Source organism: Acinetobacter sp. SwsAc4 (genome assembly GCF_013391535.1).
Classification (GTDB): Bacteria; Pseudomonadota; Gammaproteobacteria; order Pseudomonadales; family Moraxellaceae; genus Acinetobacter.
Genome location: NZ_JACAXC010000012.1, coordinates 60,760 through 78,867 on the forward strand (window position 1 = coordinate 60,760; position 18,108 = coordinate 78,867).

18 protein-coding genes and 3 pseudogenes are annotated in these 18,108 nt (G+C 38.1%); 11 read left to right on the plus strand and 10 right to left on the minus strand.

Translation table 11 applies throughout. The annotated features are described in order from the left end of the window. Position 1 precedes the first annotated feature (1 nt). The 5 genes from nuoM to HYG88_RS07975 all read left to right on the plus strand — a co-directional run bounded on the left by nuoM (position 2) and on the right by HYG88_RS07975 (position 5,054). Complete coding sequence (nuoM, locus tag HYG88_RS07955; RefSeq protein WP_178882865.1) at positions 2-1,600, plus strand: NADH-quinone oxidoreductase subunit M; 1,599 nt, start codon at positions 2-4, stop codon at positions 1,598-1,600. A 3-nt stretch (positions 1,601-1,603) separates the two neighbouring features. Further along, the gene (gene nuoN, locus HYG88_RS07960; protein WP_178882866.1) at positions 1,604-3,100 is read left to right on the plus strand and encodes an NADH-quinone oxidoreductase subunit NuoN; all 1,497 of its coding nucleotides are present in this window, start codon (positions 1,604-1,606) and stop codon (positions 3,098-3,100) included. A 116-nt stretch (positions 3,101-3,216) separates the two neighbouring features. Continuing rightward, positions 3,217-3,852, plus strand: a complete 636-nt coding sequence (upp, locus tag HYG88_RS07965) for a uracil phosphoribosyltransferase (protein WP_004663741.1) — start codon at positions 3,217-3,219, stop codon at positions 3,850-3,852. 117 nt (positions 3,853-3,969) lie between these two features. Further along, positions 3,970-4,263, plus strand: coding sequence for a cold shock domain-containing protein (locus tag HYG88_RS07970; RefSeq protein ID WP_005158613.1), 294 nt, complete (start codon positions 3,970-3,972; stop codon positions 4,261-4,263). Positions 4,264-4,340: 77 nt separating this feature from the next. Beyond that, on the plus strand, positions 4,341-5,054 hold the full coding sequence (locus tag HYG88_RS07975) for a cold shock domain-containing protein (RefSeq protein ID WP_178882877.1): 714 nt from the start codon (positions 4,341-4,343) through the stop codon (positions 5,052-5,054). A gap of 15 nt (positions 5,055-5,069) precedes the next feature. Here the strand turns inward: HYG88_RS07975 and gigC are convergent, their stop codons facing one another. Next, positions 5,070-5,954 (minus strand): LysR family transcriptional regulator GigC, encoded by an 885-nt coding sequence (gene gigC / locus HYG88_RS07980; protein WP_178882867.1) that lies wholly within the window; start codon positions 5,952-5,954, stop codon positions 5,070-5,072. 84 nt (positions 5,955-6,038) lie between these two features. Between gigC and HYG88_RS07985 the strand changes: the two genes are divergently transcribed. Further along, positions 6,039-6,800: a ferredoxin--NADP reductase gene (locus HYG88_RS07985; RefSeq protein WP_178882868.1), complete on the plus strand. Its 762-nt coding sequence runs from the start codon at positions 6,039-6,041 to the stop codon at positions 6,798-6,800. A gap of 20 nt (positions 6,801-6,820) precedes the next feature. Here HYG88_RS07985 and HYG88_RS07990 read toward each other — a convergent pair whose 3' ends face one another. Further along, complete coding sequence (locus HYG88_RS07990; protein ID WP_178882869.1) at positions 6,821-7,243, minus strand: hypothetical protein; 423 nt, start codon at positions 7,241-7,243, stop codon at positions 6,821-6,823. Positions 7,244-7,449: 206 nt separating this feature from the next. Between HYG88_RS07990 and HYG88_RS07995 the strand changes: the two genes are divergently transcribed. From HYG88_RS07995 to HYG88_RS08005, 3 genes are all read left to right on the plus strand, one after another. Further along, on the plus strand, positions 7,450-7,650 hold the full coding sequence (locus tag HYG88_RS07995; RefSeq protein WP_087547041.1) for a hypothetical protein: 201 nt from the start codon (positions 7,450-7,452) through the stop codon (positions 7,648-7,650). A 231-nt stretch (positions 7,651-7,881) separates the two neighbouring features. Next, positions 7,882-9,444 carry a mechanosensitive ion channel gene (locus HYG88_RS08000; protein WP_178882870.1) on the plus strand — a complete coding sequence of 521 codons (1,563 nt, stop codon included), beginning with the start codon at positions 7,882-7,884 and terminating at the stop codon, positions 9,442-9,444. Positions 9,445-9,700: 256 nt separating this feature from the next. After that, on the plus strand, positions 9,701-9,880 hold the full coding sequence (locus HYG88_RS08005) for a hypothetical protein (protein ID WP_005158592.1): 180 nt from the start codon (positions 9,701-9,703) through the stop codon (positions 9,878-9,880). Between the two features lie 35 nt (positions 9,881-9,915). Here the strand turns inward: HYG88_RS08005 and HYG88_RS08010 are convergent, their stop codons facing one another. From HYG88_RS08010 to HYG88_RS08025, 4 genes and pseudogenes are all read right to left on the minus strand, one after another. After that, complete coding sequence (locus HYG88_RS08010) at positions 9,916-11,112, minus strand: NAD(P)/FAD-dependent oxidoreductase (RefSeq protein WP_178882871.1); 1,197 nt, start codon at positions 11,110-11,112, stop codon at positions 9,916-9,918. A gap of 53 nt (positions 11,113-11,165) precedes the next feature. Beyond that, positions 11,166-12,038, minus strand: coding sequence for a 1-aminocyclopropane-1-carboxylate deaminase/D-cysteine desulfhydrase (locus HYG88_RS08015; RefSeq protein ID WP_178882872.1), 873 nt, complete (start codon positions 12,036-12,038; stop codon positions 11,166-11,168). Positions 12,039-12,105: 67 nt separating this feature from the next. Continuing rightward, positions 12,106-12,297: pseudogene (locus HYG88_RS08020) on the minus strand (HlyD family secretion protein); the annotation flags it as partial. Then, positions 12,292-12,678: pseudogene (locus HYG88_RS08025) on the minus strand (IS4 family transposase); the annotation flags it as partial. The pseudogenes HYG88_RS08020 and HYG88_RS08025, both read right to left, overlap by 6 nt. 644 nt (positions 12,679-13,322) lie before the next feature. On the opposite strand from HYG88_RS08025, the gene HYG88_RS08030 reads away from it, so the two are divergent. After that, complete coding sequence (locus HYG88_RS08030; RefSeq protein WP_178882873.1) at positions 13,323-13,472, plus strand: hypothetical protein; 150 nt, start codon at positions 13,323-13,325, stop codon at positions 13,470-13,472. A 2-nt stretch (positions 13,473-13,474) separates the two neighbouring features. Here HYG88_RS08030 and HYG88_RS08035 read toward each other — a convergent pair whose 3' ends face one another. Together HYG88_RS08035 and HYG88_RS08040 are read right to left on the minus strand one after the other, a co-directional pair. Beyond that, positions 13,475-14,176 carry an IS1-like element ISPa14 family transposase gene (locus HYG88_RS08035; protein ID WP_178882874.1) on the minus strand — a complete coding sequence of 234 codons (702 nt, stop codon included), beginning with the start codon at positions 14,174-14,176 and terminating at the stop codon, positions 13,475-13,477. Between the two features lie 146 nt (positions 14,177-14,322). Continuing rightward, positions 14,323-15,945, minus strand: a complete 1,623-nt coding sequence (locus tag HYG88_RS08040) for an oleate hydratase (RefSeq protein ID WP_087545413.1) — start codon at positions 15,943-15,945, stop codon at positions 14,323-14,325. Between the two features lie 355 nt (positions 15,946-16,300). Between HYG88_RS08040 and HYG88_RS08045 the strand changes: the two genes are divergently transcribed. Then, a complete protein-coding gene (locus HYG88_RS08045; RefSeq protein WP_016652939.1) occupies positions 16,301-16,924 on the plus strand; it encodes a LysE family translocator in 624 nt (207 codons plus the stop codon). Between the two features lie 60 nt (positions 16,925-16,984). Here the strand turns inward: HYG88_RS08045 and HYG88_RS08050 are convergent, their stop codons facing one another. Together HYG88_RS08050 and HYG88_RS08055 are read right to left on the minus strand one after the other, a co-directional pair. After that, positions 16,985-17,950, minus strand: a complete 966-nt coding sequence (locus tag HYG88_RS08050) for an MBL fold metallo-hydrolase (protein WP_178882875.1) — start codon at positions 17,948-17,950, stop codon at positions 16,985-16,987. Between the two features lie 38 nt (positions 17,951-17,988). Beyond that, positions 17,989-18,108 (minus strand): annotated as a pseudogene (locus tag HYG88_RS08055) (IS30 family transposase); the annotation flags it as partial.

Consider the following 18,108-nt stretch of genomic DNA (forward strand, 5'->3'; position numbering starts at 1 on the left):
AATGGAAAACAATTTAATTTTACCCGCACTGATTTTAGTTCCTTTCATTGCTGGTTTTATTTGTTGGTTGGTTGATAAATTTGACCAACATTTGCCACGCTGGATTGCCTTGATTGGTATGCTCATTACCTTTGGTTTGGGTATTGCACTATGGCAAACTGGTACATATAGCTACGAGTTGGGCGGTAAAGTCCCAACTTGGGCTGCTGAATTCCATCTCCCGTGGATTCAGTCTTTGGGTATTAGCATTCACTTGGCTGTGGATGGTTTATCTCTACTCATGGTTTTACTTACAGCATTACTTGGTGTACTTGCTGTTGGTTGTTCATGGGGTGAAATTCAAAAGAATGTTGGTTTCTTCCACTTAAACCTCCTTTGGAGTTTAGGTGGGGTTATCGGTGTATTCCTTGCGATTGACTTATTCTTGTTCTTCTTCTTCTGGGAGATGATGCTTGTACCAATCTATTTCTTGATTGCGTTATGGGGTCATAAAGGCTCGAATGGTCGTTCACGTGTTTATGCTGCAACTAAATTCTTCTTATATACACAAATTGCTGGTTTGATCATGTTAATCGGTATCTTAGGCTTAGTGGTCTATGGATATATGATGACAGGTATGATTGGTTTTGATTACAACTACTTATTGGCTGTTGCAAACCACTTACCACCAGAAGTTGCATATGCATTTATGTTGTGTTTCTTTATTGGTTTTGCAGTTAAATTACCTGTATTCCCATTACACGGTTGGTTACCTGATGCGCATGCACAAGCACCAACAGCGGGTTCTGTGGACTTGGCTGGTATTTTGATTAAGACAGCAGCGTACGGTCTACTTCGTTTCGTAATTCCATTCTTCCCAGCAGCGTCAGCTCAGTTTGCTGATATTGCAATCATTTTGGGTTTAATTGGTATTTTCTACGGTGCATTCTTGGCCTACCAACAAACAGACATGAAACGTCTGCTTGCGTATACGTCTATTTCACACATGGGTTTCATTTTACTTGCAATCTATGCAGGTAATATTCTGACTTTCCAAGGTCTGATGATCATGATGTTGGCACATGGTTTGTCATCTGCTGCATTGTTCATTATGTCGGGTCAAGTGTATGAGCGTTTACACACACGTGATCTACGCTTAATGGGTGGTCTTCGTGGTCAACTGCAATATTTACCATTCTTCTTGATGTTCTTTGTTGCAGCACTTGTCGGTGTACCTGGTCTAGGTAACTTTATTGGTGAATTCTTAATTCTTATGGGTTCATTCAAAGCTTATCCTGCATTCACAATCATTGCTGCAGTAAGTCTAGTATTTGCAGGTCTTTACGGTCTGATTCTGATTCACAAAGCACTTTTTGGGGAACCAAATGCTGAACAAAAGCAACACTATCCGAGTCCACTGAAAGATTTATCAGTACGTGAAGTGAGCATTTTGATGATCTGTGTGATTGGTTTACTTTGGTTAGGACTTTACCCACAGACATTCTTGGATATGTCACATTCAAGCATGCAGTGGTTAGTCAATAGTTATATGCCAGTACAAGAAGTTGTTGAAACTGTTCAACAGACTGCAACTCAACTTGAACAAGTGGAGATGCGATAAACCATGAACTTCACACTTTCTTTTTCTGAGCTTATGCCGCTTGTCCCAGTGATGATTGTGGCATTGACCTCTGTTGTTGTGATGTTATTGATTGCGATTAAACGCAATCATAATCTTGTCGCAACAACGACGGTGGTCGGTTTAAACCTTTCTGCAATTTTTATTGCATACACCATGTTTAGTGGACACTTTGTTCCTGCGAACGTGATGGGCATGTTTATGGTTGATCCATTTACCATGCTCTACCAATTCCTGATTTTGATTGCTGCTTTGGCTTGTAGCACGCTTTCACATGCCTACATTGAAACGTATAAAGATAATCGTGAAGAACTTTATATCTTGTTACTTTGTTCTGTAGCAGGTGCGATGTTGATGGTTGCTAGCTCTCATTATGCTTCGTTCTTTATCAGCTTAGAATTAATGTCAATTCCTGTGTACGGTATGTTGGCTTACACGCATCAACGTAGCCAATCTTTAGAAGCGGGAATTAAGTATCTTGTACTTTCAGCAACTGCATCTGCGATGTTGTTGATGGGTATGGCATATATCTATGCGTATACAGGTTCATTGTCATTCTATGATTCTGTTCAAGCTTTGATGACTGCGATCAAGCAACCAATGGTGCTATTAGGTTTAGGTCTCATTATCTTTGCTGTTGCATTTAAGCTTTCACTTGCACCATTCCATAAATGGACGCCTGATGTATATGCAGGTGCACCAGCACCTATGGCGACATTCTTAGCTACAGCTGCCAAAGTTGCAACGATTGGTTTATTTGTACGTTACTTATTAAGTTCTGGTGCAATCTTAGTTGAATCAATAGTGACTGTTTTGACAGTCATTGCTGTGTTATCAATTTTGGTCGGTAACTTACTTGCAGTACGTCAAGTTAACTTAAAACGCATCCTTGGTTATTCATCAATTGCACACTTTGGTTACTTGTTGATTGCTTTGCTTAGTATGACTTATGCAAGTTTAGGCAGTGTAACGGTTTATGTGATTACTTATGTACTCACCACAATCGGTGCATTTGGTGCAGTTGCGTTAATGTCTAGTCCATATAACAACGTTGATGAAGCACAAAGTCTTGCAGACTACCGTGGTTTGTTCTGGCGTCGTCCGATCTTGACTGCAACATTAACCGTGATGATGTTGTCATTAGCAGGGATTCCATTAACTGCAGGTTTTATTGGTAAATTCCTTGTGATAATGGCTGCTGTAACAACTCAACATTGGTTCTTGGCTGCAATGGTTGTTGTCGGAAGTGGTATTGGCTTGTATTACTACTTACGTGTCATGGTGGTGATGTATATGACTCCACCTGATGTACCACGTATTGATGCAGATACACATTGGGGAACTAAAGTTGGTGGTATCATGGTACTTGGTGCAGCATTGCTTGTACTATTACTTGGTATATACCCAGATCCAATGATCAATTTAGCATTGAAATCAGAGATTCTTTCTCCATTGCATTTCATGTTATCTCAGCAACAGTAATCATCAGATCATCTGATTTGTACAAAAAAGCCTCCAAAATTTGGGGGCTTTTTTTAATGAAGAGTAAAAAAACACTCTATAATACTCAAAGATTAATATTAGTTAGGTACTTACTCGTGTCGATTCAAGAAATTCGCCATCCGCTTATTCGTCATAAACTTGGTTTATTACGCCGTTCAGACATTAGCACAAAGAACTTCCGTGAATTGGCGCAAGAAGTCACGATGCTACTGACTTATGAAGCGACTAAGGATCTACCTGTTGTGGATCATGAAATTGATGGTTGGGCAGGTAAAGTTTCGACTCAACGTATCGCAGGCAAGAAAATTACCATTGTTCCTATCTTGCGTGCTGGAATTGGTATGCTTGAAGGCGTACTGAGCTTGATCCCAAGTGCCAAAGTGAGTGTATTGGGTTTAGAGCGTGATGAGGCGACTTTAGAGGTTCGTACTTACTATAAAAAATTAGTACCTGATGTTGCGAATCGCTTAGCGATGATTATTGATCCAATGCTGGCAACGGGTAATTCACTTATTGCGGCAATTGATGTGCTCAAGGCGAGTGGTTGTAAAGATATTCGTGTTATGGTTTTGGTTGCGGCACCTGAAGGTGTTGCAAAAGTAGAAGCTGCGCACCCTGACGTACGTATCTATACGGCATCGATTGACCAAGGTTTGAATGAGGATGGCTATATCGTTCCAGGTCTTGGTGATGCGGGTGATAAGATTTTTGGTAGTGTTCAAAAAGATTAATTTTTGAAAATATGCTTAAAACAGAGACTTAATCCAACCGTACTGTTTTCAGGGGAGGATTTAAAGTCTCTTTTTTTATATACTGAAATACAGTACTTGCAAAATTAGGTGAATGTCATGAAGAAAGAATTTTATCAGGGAAAAGTTAAACAATATAATCCAGACAAAGGGTTTGGTTTTATAGCAACTGCTGAAGGCGAGATCTTTTTTCATATTTCAGATTTTCCTGCATCGGAAGGTGAGCCGAAACGAAATGAAAAAGTAAAATTTGTAGCCCTAGAAAATAATGGAAAATTTAAAGCAGTACAAATTGAACGTGTAGATCCGAATCCTGCAAAAACTAAAAAAAATAAAATATTGGCTCATAATCAATCGATTACATCAGAATTGTTATCAAACTTTCGGCGTTAATCATATAGATAAAATATGGAGAGAATTTTTTGATCTCCATATTGATCTATTAGGCTTTGCAAATGAGAAAAGAAAATATGTTTGTTGAAGGTAAAATTAAAAAATATAATTCAGAAAAAGGGTTTGGCTTTATAGCGATTGAAGAGCAGGCAGATATCTTCTTTCATATTACCGATTTTCCCACAGCAGGCGGTGAGCCAAAAGTCGGCGAATTACTTAAATTTCTTATTGTGCAAGATAAAGATAAATTTAAAGCAGCAAATATTGTTCGGTTAGATTTAAAGAGCTCTCATCCTTCTAGTCATTTTTCCTCTAATTCTGAGATCTCTTCTAATGCAATTTTACCAAATAATCCTCAATCTAGTTCTAAAAAGAGAATGATCGTTACGGTCATTGGTTTAATGATGATTGCGGTTTTAGCAGTTCTGGTCTTTAAAAAATATCAGTCTTATCAACAGTCACAAAGGTTAAAAGCAGCGCAGTTGATTGATGAGCAAAAGAGGATTGTGGAGGCTCAGCGTCAGGCTTTGGGTGATTTACCTGAAGTAAAATTATCTGAAAAAACGGAGCAAGCTTTAAAAGCAATACCAACACCACCAGTACACCATGATCAAAAACGATTAGAACAGCAACCTGCTACCGTGCAAACCCAATTTAGTTGTGATGGGCGAACTCACTGTTCTCAAATGCGTTCGTATGAAGAGGCCGTCTTCTTTTTAAGGAATTGTCCAAATGTGAAAATGGATGGAAATAATGATGGTGAACCATGTGAGCGCCAATTTAGACATTAAAATAAAAGATCAGGCTTAAACCTGATCTTCACAAAAATGTAAAAAGGCTTTGAGTCCAGGACCTTGGTATTTTTGACGATGTACCAGCATAAACAGGGGACGGGTGAGTTCCCAGAAAGGTGTATCCAGAATGACCAATTGCCCTTTTTCCTGAAGCGGTTCAATCGCAAGTCTTGAAACACAAGACATGCCCAAACCACCAGCAACAATTTTTAAGATTGCTTCGTTATGACCGAGGGTTAAACGGATATTGGCGTCTGGTAGATCTTGTAAAATCGCATTGTCAAAAACTTCACGTGTGCCTGAGCCTTCTTCACGTAAAATCCATTCAACCTCATGGAAATCTGCTGGTGTAATTGGGCGATCTAACTTTGCTAGAGGATGATCAGGTGCACAGCAGACTGCAAGCTCATCATCTCGCCAATGGATACATTGCAATTGAGGCAAATGGCACGAACCTTCGATCAAGGCTAAATCAAGCTGAAATTGATTCACTGCTTCAATCATTTGGCGAGTATTGCCGACTTGTAATTGAAGATGGGCTTGAGGATGATGCTGTAAAAATTCAGCCATGAGATCAGGCATTAAATAATCACTGATCGTTAAGGTTGCACCTAAACGTAAATCAATGCTTTGCAGTTCACCTTTAGCAGCTTGTTCAAAGGATTCGCAGCGACCCAAAATTTCTAAGGCTTGAGGTAATAAAAAACGCCCCAAATCATTCAGTTGTAAACGCTTGCCTAAACGGTCAAATAAAGGCGCACCTAAGCCATCTTCTAAATCAGCCAAAGCCATACTTGCTGCACTTTGTGTCAGTCTGACAGCATCACTCGCTTTGGTTACTGTTCCTTCTTGTGCAACCGCCACGAAAACAGCCAATTGGCGTAAGGTCATGCGCATGTTAAATAGCCTTAATGTTTTGAGTATCCATCAATTATTCGATCATGCTAACATGAGCCTACTGTTTCGTGCCACGTTCAAATCATGTCAATTGAAAAATTTAGCGTAGAAAAAGTTCTATCTGTTCATCGTTGGGCTCACAATCTTTTTAGTTTCACCATGACCCGACCTGCTCATTTTAAATTTACAGCAGGGCAGTTTGCGCGAATTGGTTTAATGGTTGGCGGTGAGCTAGTTGTAAGAGCTTATTCTGTTGTTTCTTCCCCCTTTGATGAAACTTTAGAATTCTTTTCGATTGTTGTTCCCGATGGTGCATTTACGTCAAATTTGCAACACCTTAAAGTTGGTGATGAACTTTATTTAGATAAAATATCTTATGGTTATTTGACTTTGGCTCGGTATCAACAACCTTTACCACAAGATCTTTGGCTATTGGGAACTGGTACTGGACTTGCACCATTTCTATGCATGTTACAAGACTTTGAAACTTGGAATAAATATAAACATATTCATCTAGTTTATAGCGTTCGCACAGAGTCTGAGTTGGCTTATGTGGAACGTATTGAAGAAATCGCAGCATCATTTGGTGAAGGGCATTCTGGATTTAAATTCATTCCAATTGTTACCCGTGATCCTAAATCCGCATTACATGATCGACTCCCAATTTTAATTGGTAATGGCGAATTAGAAAAAGCAGCAGGATTAGCTTTGAACCCTGCCAGTAGTCATGTGATGTTGTGTGGTAATCCTCAGATGGTTGAGGATACAAAAGAGGCACTTAAACAACGAGGTTTAACGATGAATCGTCGTGGTGAAGGTAATATTGCAGTAGAGAATTATTGGTAGTCGTATGGTATGGATATGTCTTAATGTACAAACATATCCATAAATTCACGGATTTCTTGAATTGCAGTATCGACATCAGTGTTTAGCCATGTCGGTTCAAAAATACCGATATAATGTTCCAAACGGTCTTGAGGAACAACAAGGCGAACAGGGCATTCTTCTTCTAGTAGGCGCCAAGGTAAAATAGGCACTTCATTGTCTAAAAAAGGTTGTACATTTCGAATATCGATAATCATTGCATTTATACAATCAGGTAAAGGCATGACGGAGAATTCTTCAGTGCGACGACGGAAGTATTCTAAATCTCCCCACTTTAAGATATAGCTTGGCTTATTAAACTCAATAATTCCTATTAAATGTTCATCACGTGTGTGATGTAAAAAACATTGATGAGTAACATCCGTGTCTAAATCAAGAGAAACACTTTGTTGACTATAGGACATAAAGCAAAACATATGAGAAACGAAGCCGACTAGTATAGCTTATTTTTAGCGTATTCTAAAACCGGCTATATTTTAAACAAAAAAATAAATAAAAAAAGTAGAGTTCTGCAAACACAGCAACGATAGTCCGAAGCTTTTTCACACAATGCAACATTGAGTATTGCTAAGATAAAAGCCTAACAAATAAAAGGATGAGGGCTGCTATGATGCATGATTTTAGTAAGCCACAACCTCATGTGGCGAGTCGAGAGGAAATTGCAAAGAAAAAGAAACTACCCGTTTATATGTTGATCATTGTGGGGGTTTTCCTAATTGCACTTCTTGTTTATATGGTCGCGGATCATTCAGCGAATCCAACTGCACAGGCAATACTGTCTCATATGCAGTCGGTACTTTTGGATGCCTAGATCGTTTATTTTTAGAGCAAAACCTGTTGAATTGAAAAAACTCATTGGTGTGAATCAATGAGTTTTTTTGCAAAATTATGCGGACTTTTTGTTGTATTAGTGCTGCCGTTTGTTGATTCAAAAATAGACAAAAACTAAGGTGATAAACATTCATAGTTTGTGTGTTTCAACATAAAACAGTGATGGGTGATTTATATCAAGATTTAAAAATACAAGATAAGGATAACTCGCATGAATGAATTTTTTAATGATCCCTCGCATCGAGGGGGATTTGATGCCATGTATTACTGGGATCAATTTCATCCAATTTTTGCAGCAATTTTGATCTTACTGGTGGGTTGGATTATTGCCTTAATCATTGCCGCAGGTGTAAAGCGGCTATTGCAAAAGGTTGGTACCAATCACAAGTTATCTTCGGTAACTGATCGTACGCCCAATATTGAAAACTTGGTTTCTAAATTGGTGTTTTGGTTTGTTATGATTCTCGCTGTGGTTGGCTCACTCAATGTTTTAAATATTAGTGGTGTAAGTGACCCGTTTAGCAATATGGTAGGACGAGTACTTGCTTATATACCAAACTTATTTGCAGCCGTTGCAGTAGGATTTATTGGTTGGATTGTGGCGCGTTTGGTACGTGCTGGATTGACCAATGTATTATCTAGAACAGAATTAGATGAGAAGCTAAGCAGTGAAGTTGGTGTTAACGCTTTAAGTAGTAATATCGCAGAAATTTTTTACTGGTTGGTTTTATTACTATTTCTGCCAATTGTGCTGTCTATTTTAGGTTTAACAGGACTGCTGATTCCTGTACAAAACATGGTAAACGAAGCGATTGCTTATCTGCCTAATTTGTTTATTGCGGGTGTGATCCTTTTTGTAGGTTATATTCTCGCCAAGATTGTGCGCGGTATTGTCGAGGGATTAGGTAATAGCTTGGGATTACAAACGCAAGCTGAAAAAGTAGGATTATTTAAAAACTCAAATATATCGAAATTTTTAGGCTCATTTGTGTTTGCAATTATTGTCATCACAGCGTTGATTGTGGCATTTGAAGCTTTAGGAATCCAAGCGATTTCTCAACCCGCAACAGCGATGTTGAATGAAATTATGTATGCAATTCCACAAATTATTGCAGCTGGTTTAATTCTAATCGTTGCTTATATTGTTTCTCGTTTTGTTGGACGTTTAGTCGCTGAACTTATTTCAGGGGCGGGAATTGATGAAATTCCAATGAAGCTGGATGTGCAACGATTCCTTGGACAAACACGTATTTCTGATCTGATCGGTTATTTGATTGTATTTTTTACCATGTTGTTTGCAATCTCTGAAGCTGCGAACCGTCTTGGCTTAGAGCAAGTAAGTGTGCTGATTGCGATGTTTATTCAGTTTGGTGCAAGTATTTTATTGGGTGCAGTCATTTTGGTGATTGGATTCTGGCTCGCCAATGTCGTGGCTAATGTGGTACAACGCGGTGAATACAATAGTTCACGTTGGTTAGCAAACCTAGTTCGTATTTTAATTATGGGCTTAGTGATTGCGATGGGTCTAAAAGCTATGGGTATTGCGGATTCCATTGTGAATTTGGCTTTTGGTTTGACACTTGGTTCAGTTGCAGTTACTTTTGCCTTGGCATTTGGTTTAGGTGGTCGTCAACCTGCAGAACGCTTATTGACAGATTTATTAGATAAGGCAGAGAATGAAGCGAAACAGCCAAATCCGTTAGATAAAGAAATCACACCAAGTCATTCGGTACCACCAATAACACCACCAACCTCACCTTATTCAGATGAATAGTCAAAATAATCTTTGATTTTTTGAACCAATTCGACCACTCTAAGCAGGGTGGTCGTTTTGTTTGTATAAGCATTATTGAGTTTTTATCTATATCGTGATTAGGGCATATTTTAGAAAAACCAGACCTAAAACTGAATTTTAGGGTACATATCACTGTAGTTTAATAGGATTAATCAAAAATTTGACCTGAAAAGCAATTCATTTATAGATAAAGTATCAATAGTCTCTAAATAAAAATTCTATAGAGGAGAGTGAAATGAAGAGGCCAAATCGCGTATTTGCACCGATTATTATTGCAGGTATTACTGTAGGTTTTTTGGCGAGTGCGTACAAATTTGTTGTTGCGAAATCAAATACGGCTAAAGAAAAACCAATTAAAAATACTCAAAAAGTATCTTCTACAGAAGCTGCTAACTCTTCAGATCATCATGCTTAGTGTTATTTAGCAATCGGCTTAATGTGTTAAGTGAACTAAACAAATTGAGCCGCTGCTTGAGCCGAAGACCATGCCCATTGGAAGTTATATCCTCCCAAATGACCTGTTACATCGAGTACTTCACCGATAAAATATAAGCCTTTCTGCTTTTTACTTTCCATGGTTTTTGAAGAAACTTCGCTAGTGTCTACGCCACCTAATGTGACTTCAGCAGTACGATATCCTTCAGTTCCAGATGGTTTAACAGAAAAGGCGTGCAATTGATCAGCAATTTGCTCTAGTTGTAAATCGCTAAAATTGCCAATCGCAGTTTCACTTTGTTCTGCCCAAATTAGTTGTTGTAGCTCAAGCACGATACTTTTCGCCGTGAATTCACTGAGCAAAGTTCTGAGCAGAACTTTGGGTTGCGACTTTTTCTTTTCCTTGAAGAATTGAACTAAATCTTGGCTCGGGAAAAAATCAATTTTAAAGCTTTCACCCACATGCCAATAATTTGAGAGCTGTAATGAACTTAGTCCACTTAAGCCTCGATGAGTAAATAACAAAGCTTCAGTAAATTGATGGCGATCATTCACCAGTGTTGCATCTAAAGCATTACCACTTAAGCGTGTTGTGACTTCTTTAAAATGGTCCGAAAAGGTGAAGGGGACTAGACCCGCACGGGTAGGAAAAACATGGTGTCCAAACTGTTGAGCAAGTTCATATCCAAAACCAGAGCCTCCTAGTGTTGGAATAGATAAGCCACCAGTCGCCACAACGAGAGATTCACAGTGATAAGTGCCTTGATTGGTTGCAATGATAAAACCTGAATCTGTTTGTGCTGTTATGCTTTGTACTTCGCAATGGGTCTGAATCTGAACCCGTTTCGCTTTATTGCACTCTGCAAGTAAAAGTTCGAGGATTTCTTTTGCACCTTTGATTGTAAATAGCTGACCGTGTTTACGTTCTTCATATTCAATACCATATTCGCAGACCAAACCAATAAAATCCCAGTTGGTGTAACGAGTGAGTGCTGAAATAACAAAGTGTGGATTTTCAGAAATATAATTTGAAGGTTCAACATCTAGGTTAGTGAAGTTACACTTGCCACCACCAGACATTAGAATCTTTTTACCTACTTTATTGGCTTTTTCTAATACGACAACGGAACGTCCACGTTTACCAGCCTCTGCAGCCAACATCAAGCCTGATGCACCTGCACCTAAAACAACAACATCAACTTGATGAACCATGAGGATTACTCGGTAGACGAAAAGCGAGCAATTATAAAAGATTTGTGGGGGTTTTAATATGCTTTAAGCTTTCCTTGCAACCCACCTGTATGAATGGCCAGTATTCGAGTGTGGGCAGGGAAATGATTGTGCTGGATTAAATCAAGAAGTCCCATCATCATTTTACCTGTATAAATGTGTTCGAGTGGAATTTGATATTTTTGCTCAAAATTTTGAATAAATTTCAATAATTCAGGTGTAGTTTTGGCATAGCCGCCACCACAATAGGCATCGGTTAAAGACCAATTGCTTTTATCAGTCAATTGTTGAATGTCTTGTTTGAGAAAATCACCTTTCAAGGCTGAAAAGCCTAAAATGTGCTGGTGATCTGAACTGCTTTCAATGATGCCTGCAAGAGTTCCACCTGTACCCACGGCACAACAAATTACGTCATAATTTTCTAAATCATCAGGGGAGAGGATTTCCTGTGTCCCTTGAATGGCAAGGGCATTGCTTCCACCTTCAGGAATAATAAAGGCTTGTGGGTATTGCTGTTGAAGTTGTTGTAAATATTCCACTTTATGGCGCAGACGATATTCGGCTCGGCTGACAAAATGCAGTTGCATGCCAAAATCTTGCGCTGTTTGTAGAGTAGGATTTAAGTCTTGGGTCGCAAGTTCTTGACCACGAATGATGCCAATACTTTGAAAGCCAAAGCGTTGAGCTGCATAAGCCGTTGCTGCAATATGATTGGAAAATGCACCGCCAAAAGTGAGGACTTGAGAAAAACCTTGCTGTTGTGCTGCCAAGAGGTTGTATTTGAGTTTAAAAAACTTATTGCCCGAAATCTGGGGATGAATCTGATCAAGGCGTTTGATGGTCAGTTGAACAGGCTGGGGAAGTTCTAATGTTTGATAAGGGGTAGGAAAAGCAATGTGATCAAACATTTTTTGCGAACGAGAAATGAATTTGACCACATTGTAAATGTATTTGATTGAGAATGTCAGTGTTGGTTTATGAGTCGGTATCCACCGACGTGATCACCGACATACCAGGACGTAGGTTTTCCATGCCTTTTTGTTCTGGATCAATGGCGATGCGTACCGCAATACGTTGAACGACTTTGGTAAAACTTCCTGTGGGATTGTCAGGTTTAAGTACACTGAACTCTGAACCCGCAGCAGGGGAAGTCTGTTCCACATGGCCTGGTTCATTGAGCAATGTCCAAACAGTAGGTATCGCTATTCCACGATAGACGATGGCTAACATCAAGATATTGATATCTCGTTTCCCCCATTTCCAGTTGGTTCTATCCAAAGTTAATTGGACTTTATCGAATGAAAATATATTGAAAATTAACTGAGAAATTTGACGATAATCGAAATACTGATCTGCAAAGAAGCGTTGTATACGTCGATAAAATGATTGTGGTAAGCACGTGATGGGTAAGGCTTTAGATGCAGAAGAAAGGTTACATGTCTGTTTTACAATTAATGCCAGCATAATCAGTGTAAATCATTTTGCATGTGACTTGTTCCACTTTAGATATTTGTTTAAGATGAGATGTAACTCATTGAAATGTGTCATCATATTCGTCGTCAGAAAACAAGTATTATGCCATTATTTCAATGAGTTATCTTTTTTTGTCGTGTACAAAGTTAAATTTTAATTAATTCTGGATATGAAAACTAAGGAATTCTATGGAAGTAAATGGTTTACTATCATTAACACTGAATGCTGTTATCTGTACAATTATTGGATTTTTTATTATTGGTAAAATACTGGAGAAAATTAAAAATAAGAATAAAACTTTTGCTGCCATATATTCTTTTATATTATTTACTTTTATAAGCTTTTTAGCTCTCACGTTCATAGACTATAAGAATAATAGGATTCCACTTGAGTTAGATGCTTTTATTAAAAAAATTTCATTTGTATTCATAGATAGTATGGCTCTTTCTTTAATAATATGTATATTTTTTTCATTTATGATACTAATTCTATATGTTTTTGATCATAAAAAATAGGAATATATATGAAATACAACATACTTACTAAGAATTATTTATGAATAAGCTTTTCATTAGCCTAATATTAATGACAATTCACTCATGCAAATCCCATTTACTTCAATCACTACCACAATTAGATTAAAGTAAAATCATGGAAACAAATCCGTGATCATAATATCGTAAAACAAGATCTTGATTTTTCTTGCGGTGTTGCATCGATTGCAACCCATTCTTAATGGTTATTACAACCAAAAAGTAACTGAAGAAGAAGTTTTAAAAATCATGGATAAGGGTGACCTTATGGCATCCTTTGACGATATGCAGAAAGCATTAAATAAATTAGGGGTGGTATTTCAAAAAGTATGCTGACATTAAATGAAGCCATTATTGATGTAAAAAAAGGTTAAGTCGAAAGCTTTAAAATGGTTTTCAATCTTTTTTGAAAAATTACAACTCCTTCTAAAACCGCGCCTAATTCGATGCCTTATTTTGCAATTATTACCTTCAATACCTACAGTAAAAAATTTACCAATACTTTGCTTGCAGTTTTTAAAAGCAGTTATGAAACTGTCCCAATGATCACTTGCAATTCGGGTGTAGTGAATACCTAATTGTTTAAGCTTTGTCTTCAACCTTTGGACTGTAGCTAAATCTCTCTTACCCCAAACATAAGCAACAATCTCACCTGTTTCTCGATGGTAGGCGTAAATAAGCCATTGTTTATTATTTTTATTTCCAACAAAAGTCCAGAATTCATCTACTTCGAGAGATTCATAATGACTTTGTTTAGGCTGAATTTGGTAGGTTGATTCGGTTAAAGTACGTAAAACTTTACCGATACTGATTCGCTCAACTTCAGCGATATCTCGTATACCACTACCTCTGATCATCAACTGTAATATTTTTCGAGTAATGCCTGAATGACATCCTAGATAGCTCAGAGCATGGTCACTAATAAACTGACGTTTACAGTCTTTGCACTGATAGTTTTGTTTCCCATCTACTTTGATGCCATTTTTCTTTATACTGTCAGTGAGGCAGGTTGGACATTTGATTTCTAGAGTTATTCGCATTTCTCTATTTTATCAAAATTCAACCTGCTTTGTTTCAGCATACTTTTTGAAACACCACCATCTTTTTTTGTCGTGTACAAAGATCGTTTTATCAAAATAAGTTGAATAACCATAGGGCAGCAATTTACCCTATGGCTTTTTAAAATTTAATGAAAAACTGCTTCCAAAGCATTTAAGCCAACTTTAGGATCGAGTAAACCATTGTAAATCTCTGGAATTTCACGTTCGACACCTAAGAGCTGATAAATGGCAATCATGGCACAACGTACGGAATATTCCACCGTGAAAACCACATCATCTTCAAGCTCTACGAATTGACCTAAGAAAGCAAAGTTGACCGCATTTTCTGGAATGACCAATGGGCGATCACCAGCTTTACGACATGCAAATAGGGCAGAGGCATAAGGCATCATTACCGTGGTAATGTCGGTATGTGCCAACACATGATCTAAGATGTCATCGAAACCAAGCTGATGAATCAATTCAATTAAAATCTCTTGACCTGTCGCTTCACTCATCGGTTTTTTAATGTAATCGCCGATATGGTCAATTTCAAAACCATAACCCCATAAGGTGAATTTCCCTTCTGGTAAGTCAGCAAAATGCGGTTGAGCTGGAACGACCACAGATAGATGCCAACCAGATTCAAACCAAGTCATGAGTGCACCTGTACCCGGTTCATTTCCTGTGTAATCAATAATCCGTTTTAGCAGCACATCATCATGCATGGTGAGCGTAAAGGATTTCCATTTATGCTCATCAATGTTGCCATAGAAGGTCATTGGGCGACCAAAATCAGGGGCTTTTTGAGCCAATGTTTCCCACAAACGCCAGCCATGATCTTGTCGATCACGAATCAGCTCAGGAACATCGAATTTATCGCCATAACGTGAATCAGCCGTAATCGAACCTAAAGTAAAGAGCGCAAGATCATGCTCACCCAGTTGAATTTGTTCAGTGCCTTCTGGAATATTGACATAAAGTTGGGTTGCCTTACGTTCCTTCGTTTGGGCATCTTCGACAAAGTCTGCATCTGTGACATAACTACCGAAACGAACATCAACGCCTTGTTCCACCAACCAGCGTTGTAGAGGATGAATCATTGAATCATATTGATTGTATTTGGTTCGTTTTACGCCTGCTAAGGTATGGATGCGTGGTAATTCTTGAATGAAACGTAAAAAATAACGGCGTAATTCTGCTGCGCTATGCCATTTTTGAAAGGCAAACGTGGTTCGCCACATCCGCCAAAAATTACTTTGGAAAAATGCATCATCAAAAAATTCATCAATACGGCGACTACCGATACGATCTTCTTTTAATGCCAGTAGACGTAACATTTGAGCACGGTTGAGCGTTGATAATCCCAATTTTTGAGCTTCTGCAATAATATGATTTGAGTCGATCAAACGTGCTTGAGCATTGGTTTTAACTTGTTCATTAAATTCACGACATTCCTCACGAACAGAAATGTCTGGATTTTCTAAAGATGGGATGCTTGAAAATAAATCCCAAGTACACAAATAAGTCTCATCAGTTAGCATACGTCCACCACGTGTGACCCATGCTTGGTTCGGATTAAGCGGATTATGTCCACCATCCATCGAACCACCAGAAACATTCAACTCTTCTAGAATATGGATATGTTCAGCTGGCACTTTAGCATCACGAATCGCAAAAGCAGCAGCAGCCATACCAGCTATGCCTCCACCTACAATCCAAAGATGTGATTTAGAGCGGTCTAATGTTTTCAGTCTTTTATTTTGCATCTGATGTGCCTCGGTTGTAGTTCTAAAGAAAATTAAAGCCATAATTTTATTATGGGATTATATGTTTTAAAAATAAATGAAAGTTCTGCTAAAAATCGATGATAAATTATTATCAGAAAAAAACTTTAATAGAAAAAATGGATGCACAATAAAATTTTACTATTCATATGCTATGTTTTAACTGTTTGATATTGAAATTAAATTGAGTTTTTACTCTATTTTTGGTTTTTTACTAAATATCAAATTGCTTGAAAAATCCTTAAATTTATAAACAGAAATCAAAAAATTATATCTTCTATTATGGTTTTTTAAGTAAAATAAATAGTTGAAAATTATTCTAATCTTGAGGTTTATCTTGGAATCATTATTGATTTTAGGCTCTATTACTTTGGCATTAATGTTGGGGGCAATTAGTCCTGGTCCTACCTTTATTTATGTTGCCAAAAACTCAATTGCGATTTCACGTAAACATGGCTTATTTACTGCGCTTGGTACGGGCACGGGTGCAGCATTATTTGGCTTGCTTGCAGTGATGGGGCTACAAGCAATTTTGCTGGCTGTGCCTTCTGCCTATATAGCTTTGAAAGTTTTTGGTGGTCTGTACTTACTTTGGCTGGCGTATAAAATTATTAAACATGCCAAAGAACCCATGGAAGCTGTAAATGGTGCAGTCAAGACCATGAGTTATACGCAAGCATTTCGTTTAGGACTGATTACCCAATTAAGTAACCCTAAAATTGCGATTATCCTTGCCAGTATTTTTACTGCGTTATTGCCGAAAGAAATCCCAACGTATTTTTATGTGGTGTTGCCGATGCTATGCTTCTTTATTGATGCAGGTTGGTATTCGCTAGTGGCTGTTGCATTGTCAGCAGAAGGTCCTCGCAAAGTGTATTTAAAATCTAAGGCTGTTTTTGATCGTATTGCAGGTGGGGTGATGACCTTGCTGGGATTGAAGTTAATCTTTGGAATGAAGTGATACCGTAAAAAAGCGACTATGGAAGTCGCTTTTTTATTGCCTAAAATCAGCTCATTTGTCTTAATCTTTAAAATGTACAGGAATCCATTGATAGCTCTTTCCATCTGCTGAATAAATATGTCCAATGCCGGGGAACGGTAAATGTGGAGCGGCAATGGTTTGTCCATTTTTAGCAAAATTTGCGAATTGCTTTAAACGTGTTTCAACTGCTTTTTTCGGGTCTATATCGTATTCGATTGCCGTTTCAGGTTTATCAAATTGCACAGTATGTGAATGGACGATATCTCCAATAAACACCACGTTTTCATCTTTGGTTTTTAATTCATAACTAAAATGCCCAGGTGTATGTCCCGCCGTGTTAATGACTTTAAAACCTTGAATGTCATCACCGAGTTTATAGGTTTTAAAGCGTTGTTTGGCTTGGTAAGGCGCAATCGCTTGTTTAATTTTCTCAACCGTACCTAAGTAATTGGCTTGTTTTTCTTTCGGTAGTTTTGCTGCTTGTTTCGGATCTAACCAGTAATTGGCTTCATCATTCGATACGTATACGGTTGCATTAGGGAAATTTGAAATGCCTTCTTTACTGATACCACAGACATGGTCTGGATGTAGATGTGTGAGTAGAATGGTATCGACTTGTTCAGGTTGATAGCCTGATGCTTTTAGGTTCGTTAAAACTGAACCTAAATGAGCACCAAAACAACTGGCTGCACCACTATCCACTAATACTAGAGATTTTCCTGTATTAACGAGGAAGGCATTGACTGAGGTTTGTACGCCTTTCTCTTGATCTGCATAGTATTTCTTTAAAATCTCGTGAACTTGTTGTTGTGGAATGTCTTTAAACAAGCTTGGTGACATAAAGTTTGTACCATCGAGCAGGGCTGTGATTTGTACATCACCTGCTTGATATTGATAGTAACCAGCGACTTGTTTTTGTAGGGAGATGGTGGATTCAGCAGCTTGGGTGAAGATGGCTGGTGTGCTTAGGGAGAGTATTAGAAAAATTGATTTGAGGGTTTTCATGGGGTTCTTATATGTTTTAAATGGATAGATTGGCGAATTCAAACATGAGGTGCGACAGTTTGAAAAGTCTTATGATAATCAACAAGCTGAGCAAATTTCTCTAATGGTGTAAGCCAATCTAACGCTTTTCTAGGACGAGTATTCAGTGACATGGCAAC